The organism is Cognatishimia activa (genome assembly GCF_026016445.1).
Taxonomy (GTDB): Bacteria; Pseudomonadota; Alphaproteobacteria; order Rhodobacterales; family Rhodobacteraceae; genus Cognatishimia; species Cognatishimia activa_B.
In genome coordinates this window covers 2044281-2062188 of the sequence record NZ_CP096147.1, presented here as the reverse complement: position 1 = coordinate 2062188, position 17908 = coordinate 2044281, and the positions used below count along the sequence as shown (strand labels likewise).

Here is a 17908-nt window from a genome sequence, read left to right as displayed (position 1 = left end):
AAACTCCTCGGTGAGGTGTCGAGTTCATCAAATCAGCCTGAGTGTATTATCTTTGCCGCATCCGGGTCTGCAGAGTGTCGCGGCGAGACGAATTGGCATTTCTTCTGTTCTCGAATGGTTCTAGAACGATGTCGAATTAAAGGGACCGATTATGACCAAGATCGAAGTTCAGCCGGGCATTATGGAAATTGCGCTTTATCAGGGCGGCCAATCGACCGTGGAAGGCGTGAGTGACATCGTAAAGCTCTCGTCCAATGAAAACCCCTATGGGGCGGGAGACGCCGCCAAAGAAGCGTACCGCAAATCTGGTTTGAATTTGCATCGCTATCCAAATACGGATCATGCTGACCTTCGCAATGCCATTGCCGAGGTCCACAATCTTTCAGCCGAACAGATTATCTGTGGTGTGGGGTCTGATGAGATCTTGCACTTCATTGCCCAGTGTTTTGCGGGACCTGGGGATGAGATCATCTACACAGAGCACGGCTTCTCGATGTACCCTATTCTTGTGCACGGCTGTGGTGCGACACCTGTCGTGGTGCCGGAACGTGAACGCGTGGTGGATGTGGATGCGATCCTCGCTGCGTGCACAGACAAAACAAAGATCGTATTCATTGCAAACCCCGGCAACCCGACAGGCACGATGGTTGGAGGCAATGAAGTAGCACGTCTTGCCGATGGGCTGCCTGATGGTTGCCTGCTTGTGCATGACGGGGCTTATACCGAATTTGTTGAAGGCTATGACGGCGGTGCGGGTCTGGTTGATGCTCGGGACAACGTGATTATGACCCGAACGTTTTCCAAGATTTACGGTCTTGGAGGCCTGCGCGTTGGCTGGGGCTACGCACCCAAAGAGCTGATCGATGTTCTGAACCGTGTGCGCGGTCCGTTTAACTTGTCCAATATGCAGCTCAGCGTGGCAGAGGCTGCGGTGCGTGACACAGCGTTCGTAGAGCGATGCCGCAAGGACAACGCAAAGATGCGTGCGTGGCTGGCGGAAGCCTTGGCTGAATTAGGCGTGCCCTCGGACACCTCCTGCGCGAATTTCATTCTGGCACGGTTTGCTTCTGAAGAAGAGGCAAGCGCCTGCGATGAGTTTCTCAAAAAACAGGGCATTATCGTGCGCAAAGTGGCGGGTTATGGCCTGCCGAACTGCCTGCGCATCACAGTGGGTGACGAAGCAGGCTGTCGCCGTGTAGCACATGCAGTGAAGAGCTTTAAGGAGCAGGCTGCATGAGTGCAGAAGGGGCAAAGATCTACGACCGTGTTGCACTGATTGGCCTCGGTCTGATTGCGTCTTCGATGTTCTGGGCGATCAAGCGCGCTGGCCTTGCGGCTGAAGTGACCGGCTATGCGCGCTCGCAAGAAACGCGAGATACTGCGCGGAAGATTGGCCTGTGTGATCAAATTTTTGATACAGCCCAAGAGGCCGTGAAAGACGCCGATTTGGTTGTGCTCTGTGTGCCGGTTGGGGTAATGGGCGCGGTGGCTAAAGACATCGGTCCTGTTTTGAAGTCGGGTGCCACCGTGACGGATGTTGGCTCCGTGAAACGGCAGGTCATCAAAGATGTTGAGCCCCACCTTCCGGAAAACGTGCATTTTGTCCCGGCGCACCCATTGGCAGGTACGGAGCATTCCGGGCCTGAATCGGGATTTGCGGAGCTTTATGACAACCGTTGGTGTCTCTTGATCACCGATACGAACACGGACCGGAAGGCTGCTGATGACCTTGCAAGGTTCTGGCGCGGGCTGGGCTCCAATGTCGAAGAGATGGATGCCGATCACCATGACTTGGTTCTGGCTGTCACCTCGCATACGCCGCACTTGATTGCTTATACGATGGTGGGCGTAGCTGATGATTTGCGACGCGTGTCTGAAAGCGAGGTCATTAAGTATTCGGCCTCGGGTTTCAGGGATTTCACCCGGATCGCCGCAAGTGATCCAACCATGTGGCGTGATGTGTTTTTGAACAACAAAGACGCCACCCTAGAGATTTTGGGTCGCTTCACCGAAGAGCTTTTTGCCCTTCAACGCGCGATCCGGCAGGGGGACGGGGACCATTTGCACGACTACTTCACCCGCACGCGCGCCATTCGCCGTGGCATTATCGAAGCGGGTCAGGATACAGATGCACCCGACTTTGGGCGCGGGAAGGCGCATTAGTGCGGCTCGGCTTGGGTGTCATAGCACTTGTGTTGGCGGCCACCTTAGCCGAAGCGAATGCACCGTCTCGATCCCTGCGCCCGGTCGCGCGCATTGATGTTTTTCCAGTAGCTCTGCAAAACTTTGCACCGCATCGCAGTCTGAGACCGGTCATGCGTCCGGCTTTCACCAGCGTTCCTGTTCGGCGGGCGGCAATTATTCCGACCTACTCAAAGCCAGTGAAACGGACCCCTGGCGGCCAAAAAATTGGCCGCATTTGCGGAGACCGCGACCTGCAGGGCATCGAAGTAGGGCGAGTTCCCGGAAAGCTTAACGGTTGTGGCATTCGGGATGCTGTAAAACTCTATTCCGTGAATGGGGTGCAGCTTTCGACGCCGGCAACCATCGAATGTGACACAGCCCATGCACTGAAAAACTGGATGGAACGCGGGATGGACAAAGCCGTTGGGCGCACCGGTGGCGGCGTGGTGAAGCTCAAGGTCGCGGCGGGATATTCCTGTCGAACACGCAATCATAAGCCGGGTGCAAAGATTTCTGAACATGGCAAGGGTCGCGCGATTGACCTCTCTGGATTCTATCTGAAGAACGGTGATCAGATATCCGTTCTGAACGACTGGGGCAGAGGCAAATACGGTCGCATTCTGCGTGATATGCACCGGTCAGCCTGCGGACCCTTTGGCACGGTTCTTGGTCCGAATGCAGATCGCCATCACCGCGATCACTTCCACTTTGACATCGCCAAACACCGCAGTGGGTCTTACTGCCGCTAACGCAGGAAAATCACCGGGGCGGAACCAAGCGGCAAGAGACCCGCATAGGTGCGGCCGTTTTTGAAGGAGAGCGTCAGGTCGATATCCTCTCCCGGTCCTGACAAGGACGAAAACAGTCTCAAAAGCTGCTCAGCACCATCAATGACCAAGGGATCAATCTGGCGAGAGTCTCGCGCCATTTCAACCATGGCCTGCCATTCCTTCGCGCGCAATGTCAGCTCTCCGTCAAGAACGCCACTTTCGTTTGTGGTCATGTCGCCAACCGCTTGAAAGAGCATCGGCCCCCATTGCGCCTTGGCATTGCGCAGTTTGATCGCAGTTGGTTGCGGTCGGCGCTGTTCCAGCGCTCGTAAATCCCATTCGCGGTCGAAGGTGACGGTGGCATCCAGATCCAGCGCGCTCATGGTTGCAGGCAGCAATTCATTGCGCAGCGATGCTGGCGGGGCAACGCCCTGACCCTGCAGGGCAAATTGATAGCTGGTGTCCTGCGTTTCATCTTGCACAATGGCCAGCCGCAAACTGTCTGCCGTGATCGTCCAGCGTTTATCGGAGGTGATGTTCAGCGCCTCAGTCGCGAAGTTGGCACGACGCAAGCCGAGATTTGTATTGGGGGCAAAGACAACGGATGCCTTCATGTCCTCGCTATTGATCGTCAGCTTTTGCAAGGGTGAAGACAGAGTCTGGCGGTTTGGCCAGACCGCAATCAAGTGATTTGGTTTGTAGCTGAGTGCAAAGACCTGAAAGAAAGGTGCATCCCAGGCAAAGCCGGTTTCAGGATCAGCGAGTTGTATGTTTTCAAACGTCGTATCGATGCGGTTCGGGAAGCCCCGCAACTGCAATTCGCTGTAATCTGCCTGCCAGCCTTCCGCACGGCGTGCGTCAAACCAGCTTTCGTAACCAGAGCGCGCGGTCTGTGCCACGATGAACCAATAGGCAAACCAACCTAAAGCGGCCACCAAAACAACGATCAACAGGCGTCTCATGAAATGGCCCCTTTGCAGTCCATGCGCATTGGTGTTTAAACGCGCGGAACAATTTAGACCAGTATGGAAAATGTGATGGCGCTTTGGGTGTTTGGATATGGCTCACTTCTGTGGAACCCAGGCTTTGAAGTTGCCGAGCAAGCGGTCGCAACCCTGCACGGTTGGCACCGAAGTTTCTGCATGTCTTCTATTCACCATCGCGGTACCGAAGAGGATCCGGGCCTTGTTTTGGCGCTGGATGCGGCGGAACAGGCGCATTGCCACGGATTGGCGCTGCGGGTGAAACCGGGCACTGAAGATGCAGCGATCAAAGAACTACGTGAGCGTGAACTTGTCTCTTCGGCCTATTTGGAAAAAGAGCTAAGCGTTACGCTTCAGGATGGTCGCGAAGTTACAACCGTCACCTATGTAATTGACCCCCACCACGAGCAATATATTCACTTAACCCTGGAAGAGCAGGCCAAGGTGATTTCAACGGCTGTGGGTGGACGTGGGCCAAACACAGAATACCTCTATAACACCGCCGCACATTTGTCGGAACTTGGCATTCAGGATGAAGAACTGGACTGGCTCTCTGCACGCGTGCGGGAATTGACTTCTCAAATGCAATAAACCTTGGCACATCGCCCCTGCCAGCTTACTGTGACTGTTAGATAATAATAGCGTCAGGAGCTGGCCTTATGGACCTGCCAGACCGAGAGGCCGAGCCGCATTTCTCGCACCCCGTGCGTCAGATTTTCTTCATGTTGACCGTTCTCGGTCTTACAGGGGCGTTAACCTATATCGCGCTACCGCGTGTCTTTCCGGTTTTTGAAGCAAACCCCTATCTGAACGGCTTTATCGTTTTTGTGTTCTTCGTCGGGGTTTTGGCCTGTTTTGCGCAGGTGTTTTCTCTGATTTCGTCCACCCGTTGGATTAAGGCCTTCGCAACCCGTGCCGAAGGTTTCCAGCAGCTTCATCCGCCGCAGCTTCTGGTGCCTCTGGCATCTTTATTGCGTTCGCGCAGTGCCAAAGGGCAGATCAGTCAGACCTCGACCCGATCCATCTTGGATTCTGTGGCAACCCGGATCGACGAAGGGCGGGAAATCACCCGCTACATTGTGAATATGCTGATCTTCCTGGGTCTGCTGGGCACCTTCTATGGCCTTGCCACAACCGTACCAGCGGTGGTGGAAACCATTCGCAGCCTTGCGCCACAAGAGGGTGAGGGCGGCATTGAGGTTTTTGGCCGATTGATGACGGGTCTTGAAAGCCAGCTCACAGGTATGGGCGTTGCCTTTGCCTCATCGCTATTGGGCCTCGCTGGCTCTTTGGTGGTTGGTCTGCTGGAGCTTTTCGCGAGCCATGGTCAGAACCGGTTTTACCGCGAGCTTGAAGAATGGCTCAGCTCTATCACCCGCGTTGGCTTCACAGGGGCTGATGGCGATCATGCAGTCGAAACCAATGTGCTTGGTGAGGTGCTTGAGCATATGGCTGAACAGATGGATCAGCTGCAGGATATGTTTACTAAAGCTGAAGCCAGCCGTTCGCGCGTGGAGGGACAGGTCGGGGATTTGGCGCAGGCAGTACAGGTGATGACGCAGCAATTGGGTCAAGCAAATGGGTCCAGTGGAGCGATGGATCGTGTTGTTGAAGGCCAAGAGCAATTGATCCAGGCCATTCGCGAGTCAGGCGTGGGCGGTGGTGACGGCGTAGATGCTGAAAGCCGTATGCGCCTACGCTCGATCGACGTTCAAATGCTGCGCATTCTGGAAGAGATTTCTGCGGGACGACAAGACACCATGTCTGAACTCCGCACTGATCTTTCAGCACTCACACGCGCCATTACGCAGCTTGGGGATCAGCAAAAACCAGCACGCCGTCGTCGCGTGCAACCGATCAAGCCCGACGCACCTAAGGAGGGCTGATCATGGCCCTCTCGCGCCGAACAGGACAGCGATTCCAAGCCTCGATCTGGCCGGGCTTTGTGGACGCGATGACCGGCCTTCTGCTGGTTCTGATGTTCGTGCTCACCATCTTTATGGTTGTGCAATTTGTTCTGCGTGAGACGATCTCTGGTCAGGCAGATAAGCTAGATGCCCTCTCTGCTGAAGTAGCGGCATTGGCCGATGCTCTGGGTTTGGAGCGAGATCGCGGCGACGCGCTTGAGAGCCAAGTAGGCTCTTTGCGTGCAACGCTTAGCAGTGCTGAGGCACTGGCGGAAAGCCAATCGGCGTTGATCGCGACGCTGACACAGCAGCGGGACAATACGGCCGCGGCTCTTGCTGCCGCGCGCACAGAGATCACAAGCTTTGAGGCGCAGGTTGCCGCTCTGATCGCAGAGCGCGACACTGTCGCAGGCAACCTTGCGGCTGTTGAAACCGAGCGCGATGCGTTGCTGACGGAACAGGAAGCCTTAAACCTCGCTCTTGCTCAGGCGCGTAGTGAAATCGATGCGCAGTCAGAGGCCGCGCGTCTGGCGGCTGCGCAACGGGAAGCGCTCGATGCGATGATTGCGGAATTGGAAGCCAAAGCCATACAAGATGCGGAAGCAAATGCTGCTCTTGCAGCTCAGGTGACCGATCTTGAAGCCAAGCTTTCAGAGGAAGAACTTGCGCGGTTGGCACAGGCCGCAGCAGCAGAAGCCCTGCGTGAGCGCCTGCAGAATGCAGATGCAGAGCTGACCGCGATGACCCTTGCTTTGGAAGAGCAACGCAAACGGGCAGAGGAGACGCTGACCCTGCTTGCCGCAGCCGAAGACGCGCGAGAGGATCTGGATGTGAAGCTTGCGGCGGCTTTGCTCAAGGAAAGTGATCTCAACGCTCAGCTTGCCAATGCGCTTTTGGCGTTGGAAGCCGCGGAGAATGACAGCGCGTCTCAAGAAACGTTGCTTGAAGATCTTGCCGCACGCTTGGCGGCTGCTGAGCAAGACGCCGCTGCTCAGGCGTTGACCGCTGAAGAGCAACAGACCCGCATAGAAGACATCCAAGCACAGCTTGCCGCTGCGTTGGCTGAAAAGCTTGCCGCAGAAAGTGCGGCAGCGCAGGAAGCAACATCAAACGCCGAACTACAAAGCCAGTTGGCGGCGGCGCTGGCTGCGAAACTTGCAGCAGAGGCGATTGCGGGCGATCAGTCGGAGGTCGAAAAACGACTGGCCGCAGCGCTCGCCGCTCAAGCAGCTGCAGAACAGGATGCGGCGGATCGGCTGTCAGAAGCTGAGGAACGTGCACGGCTTCTGGCCATTGCAAATGATGCATTGGAAGCGAGCCGCTCCGAGGCGACGGAAAGCGAAAAGCAAGCGACTGTCCTGAACCAACAAGTGGCTGCGCTCCGTCAGCAACTCGGCGAGTTGCAAGCGCTGCTGGATGACAGCAAGGCGCGGGATGCCGCGGCACAGGTGCAACTGTCGACGCTTGGCTCGGACTTGAATGCAGCCCTGGCGCGTGCTGCCGCTGAAGAAAAACGGCGGCGCGAGTTGGAAGAGGCTGAACGCAAACGGCTAGAAGCAGAAGCCGCGCGTCTCGCCAGTGAAGCTCAGGATCTGGAGCAGTACCGGTCTGAATTTTTTGGACGCATGCGTCAGCTTCTGGGCAGCCGTGAAGGCATCCAGATTGTTGGGGACCGTTTTGTCTTTAGTTCCGAGGTGCTTTTCCCACCGGGGGGGGCTGTACTGAGCCTCGAAGGTAGGTTGCAAATCACCACAATTGCCGAGCTCTTGCAGGAATTGGCGGATGAAATCCCACCGGAAATAGACTGGGTGCTTCAAGTTGACGGTCACACGGATAATATTCCGATCGTGAATGGTGCCCAATTTTTTGACAATTGGGAACTCAGCCAAGCCCGCGCTCTCTCGGTTGTGCGCTTCATGGCCAATGACCTTGGCCTGCCACCAGATCGCCTGTCAGCGAATGGGTTTGGGGAATATCAGCCGATTGATCCCGCCAATACCCGCGAAGCGCGTGCTAAGAACCGTCGGATTGAGTTGAAATTCACCGAGAAATAGGAAGCGCCTTACAGGCAAGTCGAAACAAAAAAAGCCCCGCAACCGCGGGGCTTTTCGTAGAATTTTCTAAGATCAATCTGCCGTTAGCAGCGGAGGCTTCTTCTTGCCGGTGATCTGCGGCTTGTCAGGACCATCCAGATCAAGCTTCAGCTCGCCGCCTTTGACCGTGACCTTGACGATGCCACCTTTGGCGAGCTTGCCAAAGAGCAGTTCTTCCGCCAGAGGTTTCTTGATGTGCTCTTGGATCACGCGACCCAATGGGCGGGCACCCATCTTGTCATCATAGCCTTTGTCCGCCAGCCATTCAGCCGCAGGGCGTGTCAGTTCGATGTGAACATTGCGGTCCATCAACTGCGCCTCAAGCTGCAGTACGAACTTCTCAACAACCTGCAGGATCACTTCTTTGCCCAGTGGCGCGAAGGAAATGACTGCGTCCAGACGGTTGCGGAATTCCGGCGTAAAGGTGCGTTCGATCGCAGCAGTGTCTTCGCCTTCGCGACGATCACGGCCAAAGCCAATCGCAGCCTTCGCAAGCTCGGAGGCACCCGCGTTGGAGGTCATGATCAGGATCACATTGCGGAAATCAACGGTGCGGCCGTTGTGATCCGTCAATGAGCCGTGGTCCATGACCTGCAAAAGGATGTTGTAGACATCCGGGTGCGCCTTCTCGATCTCATCGAGCAGCAGCACACAATGTGGGTGCTGATCCACGCCATCTGTCAACTGACCACCTTGGTCAAAGCCGACATAGCCCGGAGGGGCACCGATCAAACGGGAAACCGCGTGTTTCTCCATGTATTCGGACATATCGAAACGCAGCAGTTCCACACCCAGCGTGCTCGCAAGCTGTTTGGCGACCTCGGTTTTACCGACACCGGTTGGGCCGGCGAAGAGGTAGTTGCCGATGGGCTTTTCTGGTTCGCGCAGACCGGCGCGGGCCAGTTTGATCGCAGAAGATAGCGCCTCGATGGCTTTGTTTTGACCAAAGACCACGCGTTTCAGCGTCTTCTCCAGATCCTTCAGCACCTCTGCATCGTCTTTGGAGACGTTCTTCGGCGGAATGCGCGCGATCTTCGCGACAACCGCTTCGATTTCCTTGGTACCGATAGTTTTGCGACGTTTGGAGGCCACCACCAGATGCTGCGCAGCACCGGCTTCATCGATCACGTCGATGGCTTTATCCGGCAGCTTCCGATCATTGATGTAACGCGCGGAAAGCTCCACGGCTGTTTTGATCGCATCTGCTGTGTATTTCACGCTGTGATGCTCTTCGAAGTATTCCTTCAGACCCTTCAGGATCTTGATGGTATCCGGCACAGAAGGCTCGTTCACGTCGATCTTCTGGAAACGACGCGACAGGGCGCGGTCTTTTTCAAAGTGCTGACGGAACTCCTTGTAGGTGGTGGAACCCATGGTGCGCAGCTTGCCACCCTGCAAAGCTGGTTTCAGCAAGTTGGATGCATCCATCGCGCCGCCAGATGTGGCGCCAGCACCGATCACGGTGTGGATCTCATCAATAAAGAGCACCGCATCTGGGTGATCTTCCAATTCAGTCACCACAGCCTTCAGGCGTTCTTCAAAATCACCTCGATAGCGGGTACCCGCCAGCAACGCGCCCATATCGAGCGAGTAAATGGTGGTTTCTGCAAGAACTTCTGGGGTTTGACCATTCACGATGCGATGGGCCAGCCCTTCGGCGATTGCGGTTTTACCAACGCCGGGGTCACCCACCAGCAACGGGTTATTTTTACGGCGGCGGCACAGCACTTGAATGCAGCGTTCCACCTCGTGATCGCGGCCGATCAGCGGATCAACGTCACCAGCAATAGACTTCGCGTTCAGATCTACGCAGTATTTCGCCAGTGCACTTTCTTTTTTCTCTTCTTCACCCGACTTGGCGCTTGCATTGACTGCTTCTTCTTCATCGTCTTCAGCACCCGTGACTGGGCGATTTTCGCCATAAGCAGGGTCTTTCGCCACGCCATGCGCAATGTAGTTAACAGCGTCGTAGCGGGTCATATCCTGTTCTTGCAGGAAGTAGACTGCGTTGCTTTCGCGTTCCGCAAAGATGGCCACCAGTACATTTGCACCTGTGACTTCCGTACGGCCTGAGGATTGCACATGAATGGCGGCGCGTTGGATCACGCGTTGGAAGGCAGCGGTTGGCACCGCTTCCGACCCTTCGATATCCACCACAAGGTTGGAAAGGTCTTCTTCGATAAATTCCAGAAGCGTTTGGCGCAGTTCTTCAACTTCAACGCTGCAGGCGCGCATAACGCGGAGGGCATCAGGTTCATCCAGCAGAGCCAGCAGTAGGTGCTCAAGCGTCGCGAACTCATGGCGACGTTCATTGGCTTGCGCCAGGGCGGTGTGGATCGCCTGTTCCAGTGTTTTTGAAAATGAAGGCACTGCTCGTACTCCTTCTACTGCGGTTTCTTCGAGGCAGGGCCTGAAAGACACCTTGGCCTGATAGTGTTAAACTTTGGTCGATCCGTGCCCGGCTTCAAGGCTTTTCTGTGAATTTCCGCTCACTTTTGACATCAATCTTGTGACCTAGATTACAGAATGGGCCAAATTAGGTTGTCAAAGTTGTAGCGGCGGCGCAGGTGCGGCGACACACTATCTTGTATGCATCCAGCCTGCCAGAAGGCAGGCCGATTGGCAATAACTCCTAAGGTTAATTAGATAAATTAGAATTGATTGCGTCTTAACCGCACCTCGGTGAAGACTTCGAGATCGCTGGCTTCTGGCATGCCAAGTGCTGTGCGAATACCTTTGCTGTCAGATCGAAGAAAAGGGTTGGTCTTTTTCTCCATGGAAAGCATGGAGGGCACCGTAGGAAGGTTGTTCTCCCGAGACCGAGCAACGCCTTCAGCGCGGGCTTTTAGGTCGGCATTCTCTGGATCGACGGTCAATGCAAAGGCTGCGTTTGTCGCCGTGTACTCGTGCCCGGAGTAAACCAAAGTGTCATTTGGAAGAGCTGTGAGTTTCGTGAGACTTGCCAACATCTGTTCAGGTGTGCCTTCAAAGAGCCGTCCACAGCCAAGTGCCATAAGGCTGTCTGCTGAGAACAAAGCTTTGACCGATGGGATGTGGAAGGCAATGTGCCCAATGGTGTGGCCTGAAACATCAGAAACATGTACATCAACGTTTCCAAGTGAAAAGACAGTGCCATCGGAGACCTCTAGATCAAGCGGTGGCAGGCGGTGTTTGTCTGCAGCCGCGCCAATCACGCTTGTACCGTATTTCGCCCGCAATTCTTCCACCCCATCCACATGATCCCAATGGTGATGGGTCAGTAGTATGAAGTCGAGCGTCCAACCCTTGTCTTCCAAAGCGGCAATGATTGGTGCTGCATCCGGCGCATCCACCAAAGCTGTGAGCCCCGTCAAAGGCGCATGCAGCAAATAGGCGTAGTTATCGTCCAAACATGGAACGGTTATGATCTCCAGTGGCATACCATCACTCCCCAACGCCAAAAAGAAAAACCCCTATTTAATAGATGATAGTTTTATCGACATGGAAAGCCACTATGTTAGTGTCGTGGCAGTTTTTCGAATGACTCCGGTGGCATGCATCTCGACGTAAAAGATCTTCGGAATTTCTATTATCGCAGCATGCTAGGTCGCGCGGCACAAAAGGCTGTGCGAGATGAAGTGCGCGAACTGTGGCCCGATGTCACTGGGCAAACCATGGTTGGTTTTGGCTTCGCGGTGCCGCTGTTGCGCCCATATCTTCAAGAAGCCCGCCGCGTTGTCGGACTAATGCCTGCGCCACAGGGGGTCATGCCGTGGCCACTTGGCCAGCCAAATGTCTCTGTCTTATGCGAGGAAACGCTCTGGCCGATGGAGACCGGTCGGGTGGATCGTTTGATTTTGATGCATGGGTTGGAAAACTGCGAACGACCGCTGGATCTGTTGGATGAGGCTTTCCGAGTTCTAGGGCCAGGGGGAAGGGCGCTTTTTATCGTGCCTCACCGCGCAGGCATATGGAGCCGATCTGATACGACACCTTTTGGCTATGGTCGTCCTTATTCCACCGGTCAGTTGGAAACCCAATTGCGAAATCATGGCTTCACACCAGAACGCCATCGCACCACTCTTTTTCAACCGCCCAGTCATCGACGGTTTTGGCGGAGGACCGCTCAGTTCTGGGAAGGGACAGGTCGCGCGCTGTCACCGGTAGTGTCAGGTGGTGTTTTAATGGTGGAAGCGAGCAAGCGCATTCACGCCCCGACAGGGGGTATCAAAGCTACCGTTCGCAAGCCACTTGAGATCCTTGCGCCCAAACCTGAAGTGGCGCCAATTTGATCGATTGGTCTTTTAGGTGCACCAAAATTGGACTCAACTTTGGCGCTAATCGACGTAAGGAATCGGTAAATTTGACGATTTTCGTGTAAATTTTTTGCCACAAAACTGGGCCAAAGCGACGCAAGTCGCGCAAGGTATTATAAATACTCCATTTTTAGCGCTCACCCTTTATGTCAAACGTTATTGCTAGGTAAGGTCGCCTCTGCTACACCCCGCCTGAATTTTGCGGCTTTGATTTGCGTCAAAGCCAGAAACGTCCCTGGAAGCCGGTTTGACCAGTAATCCGGGGCCTAAATATCGGAAGGGTGGACGTGTCCGAACCAGCTTCGATTTCCCAAGGCATTGCTGCGCGCTATGCCACGGCGGTCTATGAGATCGCGAAGGAGTCCAAGGCAGTCTCTGATCTGGAGAAAGGCCTTGATGATCTAAATTCCGCACTGGATGAGAGCAACGATCTGCGTGAGCTGATCAACTCCCCAGTTGTGACCCGCGCCGCACAAGGCGAAGCGATCTCCGCGATTGCGAAAAAAATGGGTCTGCCAGCGGTTCTGACCAACACACTGGGTCTGATGGCTGAAAATCGCCGTCTGTTTGTCCTGCCTCAGCTGATCGACGCTCTGCGCGCTCTGATCGCTGAAGAGAAGGGCGAAGTGACTGCGGAAGTCGTTTCCGCGAAGGCACTGACCAAAACCCAAGCAGACAAATTGGCAAAGACGCTCAAAGCGCGTGTTGGCCAAGATGTGAAAATCAATGCGACCGTCGACCAGTCTCTGGTGGGCGGTCTTGTCGTTAAGGTTGGCTCGAAGATGATCGATACCTCGATCCGCTCCAAGCTCAACTCCCTTCAGAATGCAATGAAAGAGGTCGGATAAATGGGTATCCAAGCAGCCGAAATCTCGGCGATCCTGAAAGACCAGATCAAGAATTTTGGTCAGGAAGCCGAAGTGGCCGAGGTTGGTCGTGTTCTTTCCGTAGGTGACGGTATTGCCCGCGTCTACGGTCTGGACAACGTTCAAGCCGGTGAGATGGTCGAATTCCCAGGTGGCATCATGGGCATGGCCCTGAACCTGGAAAGCGACAACGTCGGTGTTGTTATCTTCGGTTCCGACCGTGACATTAAAGAAGGCGACACTGTTAAGCGCACCAACTCTATCGTTGACGTGCCAGTTGGTCCTGAACTGCTGGGCCGCGTTGTTGACGGTCTGGGTAACCCAGTTGATGGCAAAGGCCCTATCAAATCTGCAAACCGCGGTGTTGCAGACGTTAAAGCGCCAGGCATCATCCCACGTAAATCCGTTCACGAACCAATGGCGACTGGCCTGAAGTCCGTTGACGCGATGATCCCAGTTGGCCGTGGCCAGCGTGAACTTATCATTGGTGACCGTCAAACCGGTAAAACAGCGATTGCTCTGGACACCATCCTGAACCAGAAATCCTACAACGAAGCAGCAGGCGACGACGAGTCCAAGAAACTGTACTGCGTCTACGTAGCGGTTGGTCAGAAGCGCTCCACAGTGGCTCAGCTGGTTAAGAAACTGGAAGAGTCCGGCGCGATTGAATACTCCATCGTTGTGGCAGCGACTGCGTCTGACCCGGCACCTATGCAGTTCCTCGCACCTTACGCGGCGACTGCGATGGCGGAATACTTCCGTGACAACGGCAAGCACGCTCTGATCATCTATGATGACCTTTCCAAGCAAGCGGTTGCTTATCGTCAGATGTCCCTGCTTCTGCGCCGCCCACCAGGACGTGAAGCGTACCCAGGTGACGTTTTCTACCTTCACTCCCGTCTGCTCGAGCGTTCCGCGAAGCTGAACGAAGACTACGGTTCCGGTTCCTTGACTGCTCTGCCAGTGATCGAAACCCAAGGTGGTGACGTTTCTGCGTTTATTCCAACCAACGTGATCTCCATCACCGACGGTCAGATCTTCCTTGAAACAGAACTCTTCTACCAAGGTATCCGCCCAGCGGTGAACACTGGTCTGTCTGTTTCCCGTGTTGGTTCCTCTGCGCAAACCAAAGCGATGTCTTCGGTTGCGGGCCCAGTTAAACTGTCTCTGGCTCAGTACCGTGAAATGGCGGCCTTCGCTCAGTTCGGTTCTGACCTCGACGCCGCAACTCAGCAGCTGCTGAACCGTGGTGCACGTTTGACCGAGCTGATGAAGCAGGCGCAATACTCGCCGCTGACCAACTCCGAGATCGTTTGCATCATCTTCGCAGGCACCAACGGCTACCTCGACAAAGTCGACGTAAAAGACGTTGGCCGCTACGAAGCTGCTCTGCTGACCTTCCTGCGCAGCAAGAAGGCAGACCTGCTGCAGTGGATCACCGACGAAGATCCTAAGATCAAAGGTGAAGCCGCAGATAAAGTGAAAGCAGCGCTCGACGAATTCGCAGCTGACTTCGCATAAGGGGTTCGGACAATGCCTAGTCTGAAGGACCTCAAAAACAGGATCGAGAGTGTGAAAAACACTCGGAAGATCACAAAAGCCATGCAGATGGTGGCCGCGGCGAAACTTCGCCGCGCCCAGGACGCTGCAGAAGCTTCCCGTCCATACACAGAACGGTTCAACGCCGTTCTGGGTGGGCTGGCGGCCTCTGTTGGTGGCTCTGACTCTGCACCTAAGCTTCTGTCGGGGACCGGCTCTGATCAGACCCACCTTCTGGTGGTGATGACAGCAGAGCGTGGTCTTTGCGGCGGCTTTAACTCGAACATCGCCAAGCTGGCGCGTGCGAAAGCGGAAGAACTTCAAGCTGCAGGCAAGACCGTTAAGATCTTGACTGTTGGCAAGAAGGGCCGTGACGCGATCAAACGTGACCTGGGCGACGCTTTCGTAGGCCATGTGGACCTGACCGAAGTGAAACGTGTTGGTTATGAAAACGCGCAAGACATTGCACGTGATCTGCTGGCAAAGTTTGACGGCGGTGAGTTTGATGTCGCAACGATCTTCTACTCGAAGTTCGTAAACGTTGTGACCCAGATCCCAACGGCTCAGCAAATCATTCCAGCGGCATTCGATGCAGCTGAGGATGAGGGCGCAACAACGCTTTACGACTACGAGCCAAGCGAAGAGGCCATTCTGGCTGACCTGCTGCCGCGCGGTGTCGCAACGCAAATCTTTGCTGCTCTGCTGGAAAACGGCGCTTCCGAGCAAGGTGCGCGGATGTCCGCTATGGACAACGCAACCCGGAACGCGGGCGAAATGATCGACAAACTGACAATCGAGTTCAACCGCTCACGTCAGGCCGTCATTACCAACGAGCTTATTGAAATTATCTCGGGCGCTGAGGCGCTCTAAGACCGGAGACGAAACATGGCAAACGCAAAAGGCAAAGTCACGCAGGTGATTGGCGCCGTTGTGGACGTGCAGTTCGAAGATTCCCTGCCGGAAATTCTGAACGCGCTGGACACCGACAACAACGGTAAGAAACTGGTTCTGGAAGTATCCCAGCACCTTGGTGAAAACACAGTTCGCTGTATCGCGATGGACGCGACCGAAGGTCTCGTACGTGGCGCGAAAGTTACTGACACTGGTGCACCGATCACCGTTCCAGTGGGCAACGCAACTCTGGGCCGCATCCTGAACGTTGTGGGTGAGCCAGTGGACGAAGGCGCGCCAATCAACGCGACTGAAACACGTGCGATCCACCAGCCTGCGCCTGAGTTCGCAGAGCAGTCCACAGAATCCGAAGTTCTGGTAACAGGCATCAAAGTTATCGACCTTCTCGCGCCATACGCGAAGGGTGGTAAAATTGGTCTGTTCGGTGGTGCGGGTGTTGGTAAAACAGTTCTGATCATGGAACTGATCAACAACATCGCGAAAGTTCACTCCGGCTTCTCCGTATTCGCGGGTGTTGGCGAACGTACTCGTGAAGGTAACGACCTTTACCACGAGATGATCGAATCCAACGTTATTAAGCCTGACAACCTGGAAGAATCTCAGGTGGCTCTGGTTTACGGTCAGATGAACGAACCTCCAGGTGCGCGTGCGCGTGTCGCTCTGACAGGTCTGACACTGGCGGAACAGTTCCGTGACCAATCCGGTACCGACGTTCTGTTCTTCGTGGACAACATCTTCCGCTTTACACAAGCGGGTTCCGAGGTGTCCGCGCTTCTGGGTCGTATTCCTTCCGCGGTGGGCTACCAGCCAACACTGGCGACAGACATGGGTGCGATGCAGGAACGTATTACATCCACAAAGAACGGCTCGATCACTTCGATCCAAGCGGTTTACGTTCCAGCGGACGACCTTACCGACCCTGCGCCAGCGACAACCTTTGCTCACTTGGACGCGACTACCGTTCTTAACCGTGCGATCTCTGAGCTGGGCATCTACCCGGCGGTTGACCCGCTTGACTCTTCTTCCCGTCTGATGGACCCAGCTGTTGTTGGTGAAGAGCACTATGCGGTTGCTTCCGACGTTCAGCAGATCCTGCAGCGCTATAAGTCCCTGCAAGACATCATCGCGATCCTCGGCATGGACGAACTGTCTGAAGAAGATAAGCTGACTGTTGCGCGCGCGCGTAAGATCCAGCGTTTCTTGTCTCAGCCGTTCGACGTTGCGAAAGTCTTCACCGGTTCCGACGGTGTTCAGGTTCCTCTGGAAGACACAATCGCATCGTTCAAAGCTGTTGTGGCTGGCGAATACGACCACTTGCCAGAAGGCGCCTTCTACATGGTTGGCGGCATCGACGAAGTGATCGCAAAAGCCGAGAAAATGGCTGCGGAAGCCGCCTAAGAACGGTTAGGTTGGCACCCTTCCGAAAAGGGGTGGGTGCCGACTTCCTGAAAGGAGGCCACAATGGCGACTACAATGCAATTCGATCTGGTTAGCCCAGAACGTGCGCTTGCCTCTTTGCAAGCCTCTGCAGTGCAAATCCCTGGTGCGGATGGCGACATGACAGCAATGCCTGATCATGCCCCAACCATCACCACTTTGCGCCCAGGTGTTCTGACCGTTGAAGGCCCTGACGGCACCAGCAGCTATGCTGTGACCGGCGGGTTTGCGGAAATCAGCGCGGCAGGCACTTCTGTTCTGGCAGAAAAGGCCATCGCGACAGCTGACATCACAGCGGACGACATGGACGCTTTGATTGCAGCGGCGAAAGACGCGGCAGAAAATGCAGCAGCGGAAAACAAAGACGCGGCAGCAAAGACCTTGGCAGACATGGAAGCGCTGCGCGCAGCCCTGAACGTCTGATAAGCGTCACATCTGATTATAATACAGGCCCCGCGGCATCGCGGGGCCTGTTTTCGTTTGAAAGCCTTTTCGGAAAAGTTGTAATCTCCCCGCACGTTTAGGGGATGAACGATGAGAAAAATGCGCGGACGCACCCTTGGGATCGACCAAGGGGAATATCAATTGTTTTCCGATTTTGAGAATGGCGGCGATATGTGGGTTGGCTCAGGCCCACGTGAAAGACGTAAGCATATCAACTTCTCCGAGACATTCTTGAACAAGCCTGTGGTGCAGGTGTCATTGTCGCTCTGGGATGTGTCCAACGGTAGTAATATTCGGGCTGACATCGGAGCGGAGAAAGTCACGGAAGATGGCTTTGATTTGGTCTTTCGGACCTGGCAAGACAGCAAGATCGCTCGCGTGCGTCTCAGCTGGATTGCTTTTGGCGAGATCGATGACGAAGACAGTTGGGACGTGCCTTAATTACTCTGCCGTCACTGGTGTAAAGGCTCCGACATTG

At 55.0% G+C, this 17908-nt stretch carries 16 protein-coding genes; 13 read left to right on the top strand and 3 right to left on the bottom strand.

The genetic code is table 11. The features are described from left to right. Positions 1 to 151 precede the first annotated feature (151 nt). From hisC to M0D42_RS10290, 3 genes are read left to right on the top strand one after another with little or no spacing between them, the layout of a single operon-like run. Entirely contained in the window at positions 152 to 1237 is a 1086-nt protein-coding gene (gene hisC, locus M0D42_RS10300) for a histidinol-phosphate transaminase (RefSeq protein ID WP_265018524.1), read from the top strand. Beyond that, positions 1234 to 2163 (top strand): prephenate/arogenate dehydrogenase family protein, encoded by a 930-nt coding sequence (locus tag M0D42_RS10295; protein ID WP_265018523.1) that lies wholly within the window; start codon positions 1234 to 1236, stop codon positions 2161 to 2163. Before hisC ends, M0D42_RS10295 begins: the two co-directional genes overlap by 4 nt. Continuing rightward, on the top strand, positions 2163 to 2933 hold the full coding sequence (locus M0D42_RS10290; protein ID WP_265018522.1) for an extensin family protein: 771 nt from the start codon (positions 2163 to 2165) through the stop codon (positions 2931 to 2933). Before M0D42_RS10295 ends, M0D42_RS10290 begins: the two co-directional genes overlap by 1 nt. Here M0D42_RS10290 and M0D42_RS10285 read toward each other — a convergent pair. Further along, positions 2930 to 3916, bottom strand: a complete 987-nt coding sequence (locus M0D42_RS10285) for a DUF2125 domain-containing protein (RefSeq protein WP_265018521.1) — start codon at positions 3914 to 3916, stop codon at positions 2930 to 2932. The genes M0D42_RS10290 and M0D42_RS10285 overlap by 4 nt on opposite strands. Positions 3917 to 3991: 75 nt before the next feature. On the opposite strand from M0D42_RS10285, the gene M0D42_RS10280 reads away from it, so the two are divergent. The 3 genes from M0D42_RS10280 to M0D42_RS10270 all read left to right on the top strand — a co-directional run bounded on the left by M0D42_RS10280 (position 3992) and on the right by M0D42_RS10270 (position 7898). Beyond that, entirely contained in the window at positions 3992 to 4528 is a 537-nt protein-coding gene (locus tag M0D42_RS10280; RefSeq protein ID WP_265018520.1) for a gamma-glutamylcyclotransferase, read from the top strand. Between the two features lie 68 nt (positions 4529 to 4596). Then, positions 4597 to 5823 carry a biopolymer transporter ExbB gene (locus M0D42_RS10275; RefSeq protein ID WP_265018519.1) on the top strand — a complete coding sequence of 409 codons (1227 nt, stop codon included), beginning with the start codon at positions 4597 to 4599 and terminating at the stop codon, positions 5821 to 5823. Between the two features lie 2 nt (positions 5824 to 5825). Next, entirely contained in the window at positions 5826 to 7898 is a 2073-nt protein-coding gene (locus M0D42_RS10270) for a peptidoglycan -binding protein (protein ID WP_265018518.1), read from the top strand. 72 nt (positions 7899 to 7970) lie between these two features. Here M0D42_RS10270 and clpA read toward each other — a convergent pair whose 3' ends face one another. Beyond that, the gene (gene clpA / locus M0D42_RS10265; RefSeq protein ID WP_265018517.1) at positions 7971 to 10307 is read right to left on the bottom strand and encodes an ATP-dependent Clp protease ATP-binding subunit ClpA; all 2337 of its coding nucleotides are present in this window, start codon (positions 10305 to 10307) and stop codon (positions 7971 to 7973) included. 281 nt (positions 10308 to 10588) lie between these two features. Continuing rightward, positions 10589 to 11356: a hydroxyacylglutathione hydrolase gene (gene gloB, locus M0D42_RS10260; RefSeq protein ID WP_265018516.1), complete on the bottom strand. Its 768-nt coding sequence runs from the start codon at positions 11354 to 11356 to the stop codon at positions 10589 to 10591. Between the two features lie 114 nt (positions 11357 to 11470). Between gloB and M0D42_RS10255 the strand changes: the two genes are divergently transcribed. The 7 genes from M0D42_RS10255 (at position 11471) to M0D42_RS10225 (ending at position 17871) form a co-directional block, all read left to right on the top strand. After that, positions 11471 to 12208 (top strand): class I SAM-dependent methyltransferase, encoded by a 738-nt coding sequence (locus M0D42_RS10255; RefSeq protein ID WP_265018515.1) that lies wholly within the window; start codon positions 11471 to 11473, stop codon positions 12206 to 12208. A 311-nt stretch (positions 12209 to 12519) separates the two neighbouring features. Further along, entirely contained in the window at positions 12520 to 13080 is a 561-nt protein-coding gene (locus tag M0D42_RS10250; protein WP_265018514.1) for a F0F1 ATP synthase subunit delta, read from the top strand. Continuing rightward, the gene (gene atpA / locus M0D42_RS10245) at positions 13081 to 14619 is read left to right on the top strand and encodes a F0F1 ATP synthase subunit alpha (RefSeq protein ID WP_265018513.1); all 1539 of its coding nucleotides are present in this window, start codon (positions 13081 to 13083) and stop codon (positions 14617 to 14619) included. A 12-nt stretch (positions 14620 to 14631) separates the two neighbouring features. Beyond that, entirely contained in the window at positions 14632 to 15507 is an 876-nt protein-coding gene (locus M0D42_RS10240) for a F0F1 ATP synthase subunit gamma (RefSeq protein WP_265018512.1), read from the top strand. 15 nt (positions 15508 to 15522) lie between these two features. After that, positions 15523 to 16947, top strand: a complete 1425-nt coding sequence (gene atpD / locus M0D42_RS10235; RefSeq protein WP_265018511.1) for a F0F1 ATP synthase subunit beta — start codon at positions 15523 to 15525, stop codon at positions 16945 to 16947. A 63-nt stretch (positions 16948 to 17010) separates the two neighbouring features. Further along, a complete protein-coding gene (locus M0D42_RS10230; protein ID WP_265018510.1) occupies positions 17011 to 17409 on the top strand; it encodes a F0F1 ATP synthase subunit epsilon in 399 nt (132 codons plus the stop codon). A 111-nt stretch (positions 17410 to 17520) separates the two neighbouring features. Continuing rightward, complete coding sequence (locus tag M0D42_RS10225) at positions 17521 to 17871, top strand: H-type lectin domain-containing protein (RefSeq protein ID WP_265018509.1); 351 nt, start codon at positions 17521 to 17523, stop codon at positions 17869 to 17871. The last annotated feature ends 37 nt before the right edge of the window (positions 17872 to 17908 follow it).

What these genes read in the sequence shown, in the direction of transcription:
- M0D42_RS10280 (WP_265018520.1), top strand. Translation starts at nt 3,992, where the DNA reads ATGGCGCTTTGGGTGTTTGGATATGGCTCACTTCTGTGGAACCCAGGC.
- hisC (WP_265018524.1), top strand. Translation starts at nt 152, where the DNA reads ATGACCAAGATCGAAGTTCAGCCGGGCATTATGGAAATTGCGCTTTAT.
- M0D42_RS10295 (WP_265018523.1), top strand. Translation starts at nt 1,234, where the DNA reads ATGAGTGCAGAAGGGGCAAAGATCTACGACCGTGTTGCACTGATTGGC.
- atpD (WP_265018511.1), top strand. Translation starts at nt 15,523, where the DNA reads ATGGCAAACGCAAAAGGCAAAGTCACGCAGGTGATTGGCGCCGTTGTG.
- M0D42_RS10270 (WP_265018518.1), top strand. Translation starts at nt 5,826, where the DNA reads ATGGCCCTCTCGCGCCGAACAGGACAGCGATTCCAAGCCTCGATCTGG.
- M0D42_RS10225 (WP_265018509.1), top strand. Translation starts at nt 17,521, where the DNA reads ATGAGAAAAATGCGCGGACGCACCCTTGGGATCGACCAAGGGGAATAT.
- M0D42_RS10285 (WP_265018521.1), bottom strand. Translation starts at nt 3,916, where the DNA reads ATGAGACGCCTGTTGATCGTTGTTTTGGTGGCCGCTTTAGGTTGGTTT.
- M0D42_RS10255 (WP_265018515.1), top strand. Translation starts at nt 11,471, where the DNA reads ATGCATCTCGACGTAAAAGATCTTCGGAATTTCTATTATCGCAGCATG.
- gloB (WP_265018516.1), bottom strand. Translation starts at nt 11,356, where the DNA reads ATGCCACTGGAGATCATAACCGTTCCATGTTTGGACGATAACTACGCC.
- M0D42_RS10230 (WP_265018510.1), top strand. Translation starts at nt 17,011, where the DNA reads ATGGCGACTACAATGCAATTCGATCTGGTTAGCCCAGAACGTGCGCTT.
- M0D42_RS10275 (WP_265018519.1), top strand. Translation starts at nt 4,597, where the DNA reads ATGGACCTGCCAGACCGAGAGGCCGAGCCGCATTTCTCGCACCCCGTG.
- atpA (WP_265018513.1), top strand. Translation starts at nt 13,081, where the DNA reads ATGGGTATCCAAGCAGCCGAAATCTCGGCGATCCTGAAAGACCAGATC.
- M0D42_RS10240 (WP_265018512.1), top strand. Translation starts at nt 14,632, where the DNA reads ATGCCTAGTCTGAAGGACCTCAAAAACAGGATCGAGAGTGTGAAAAAC.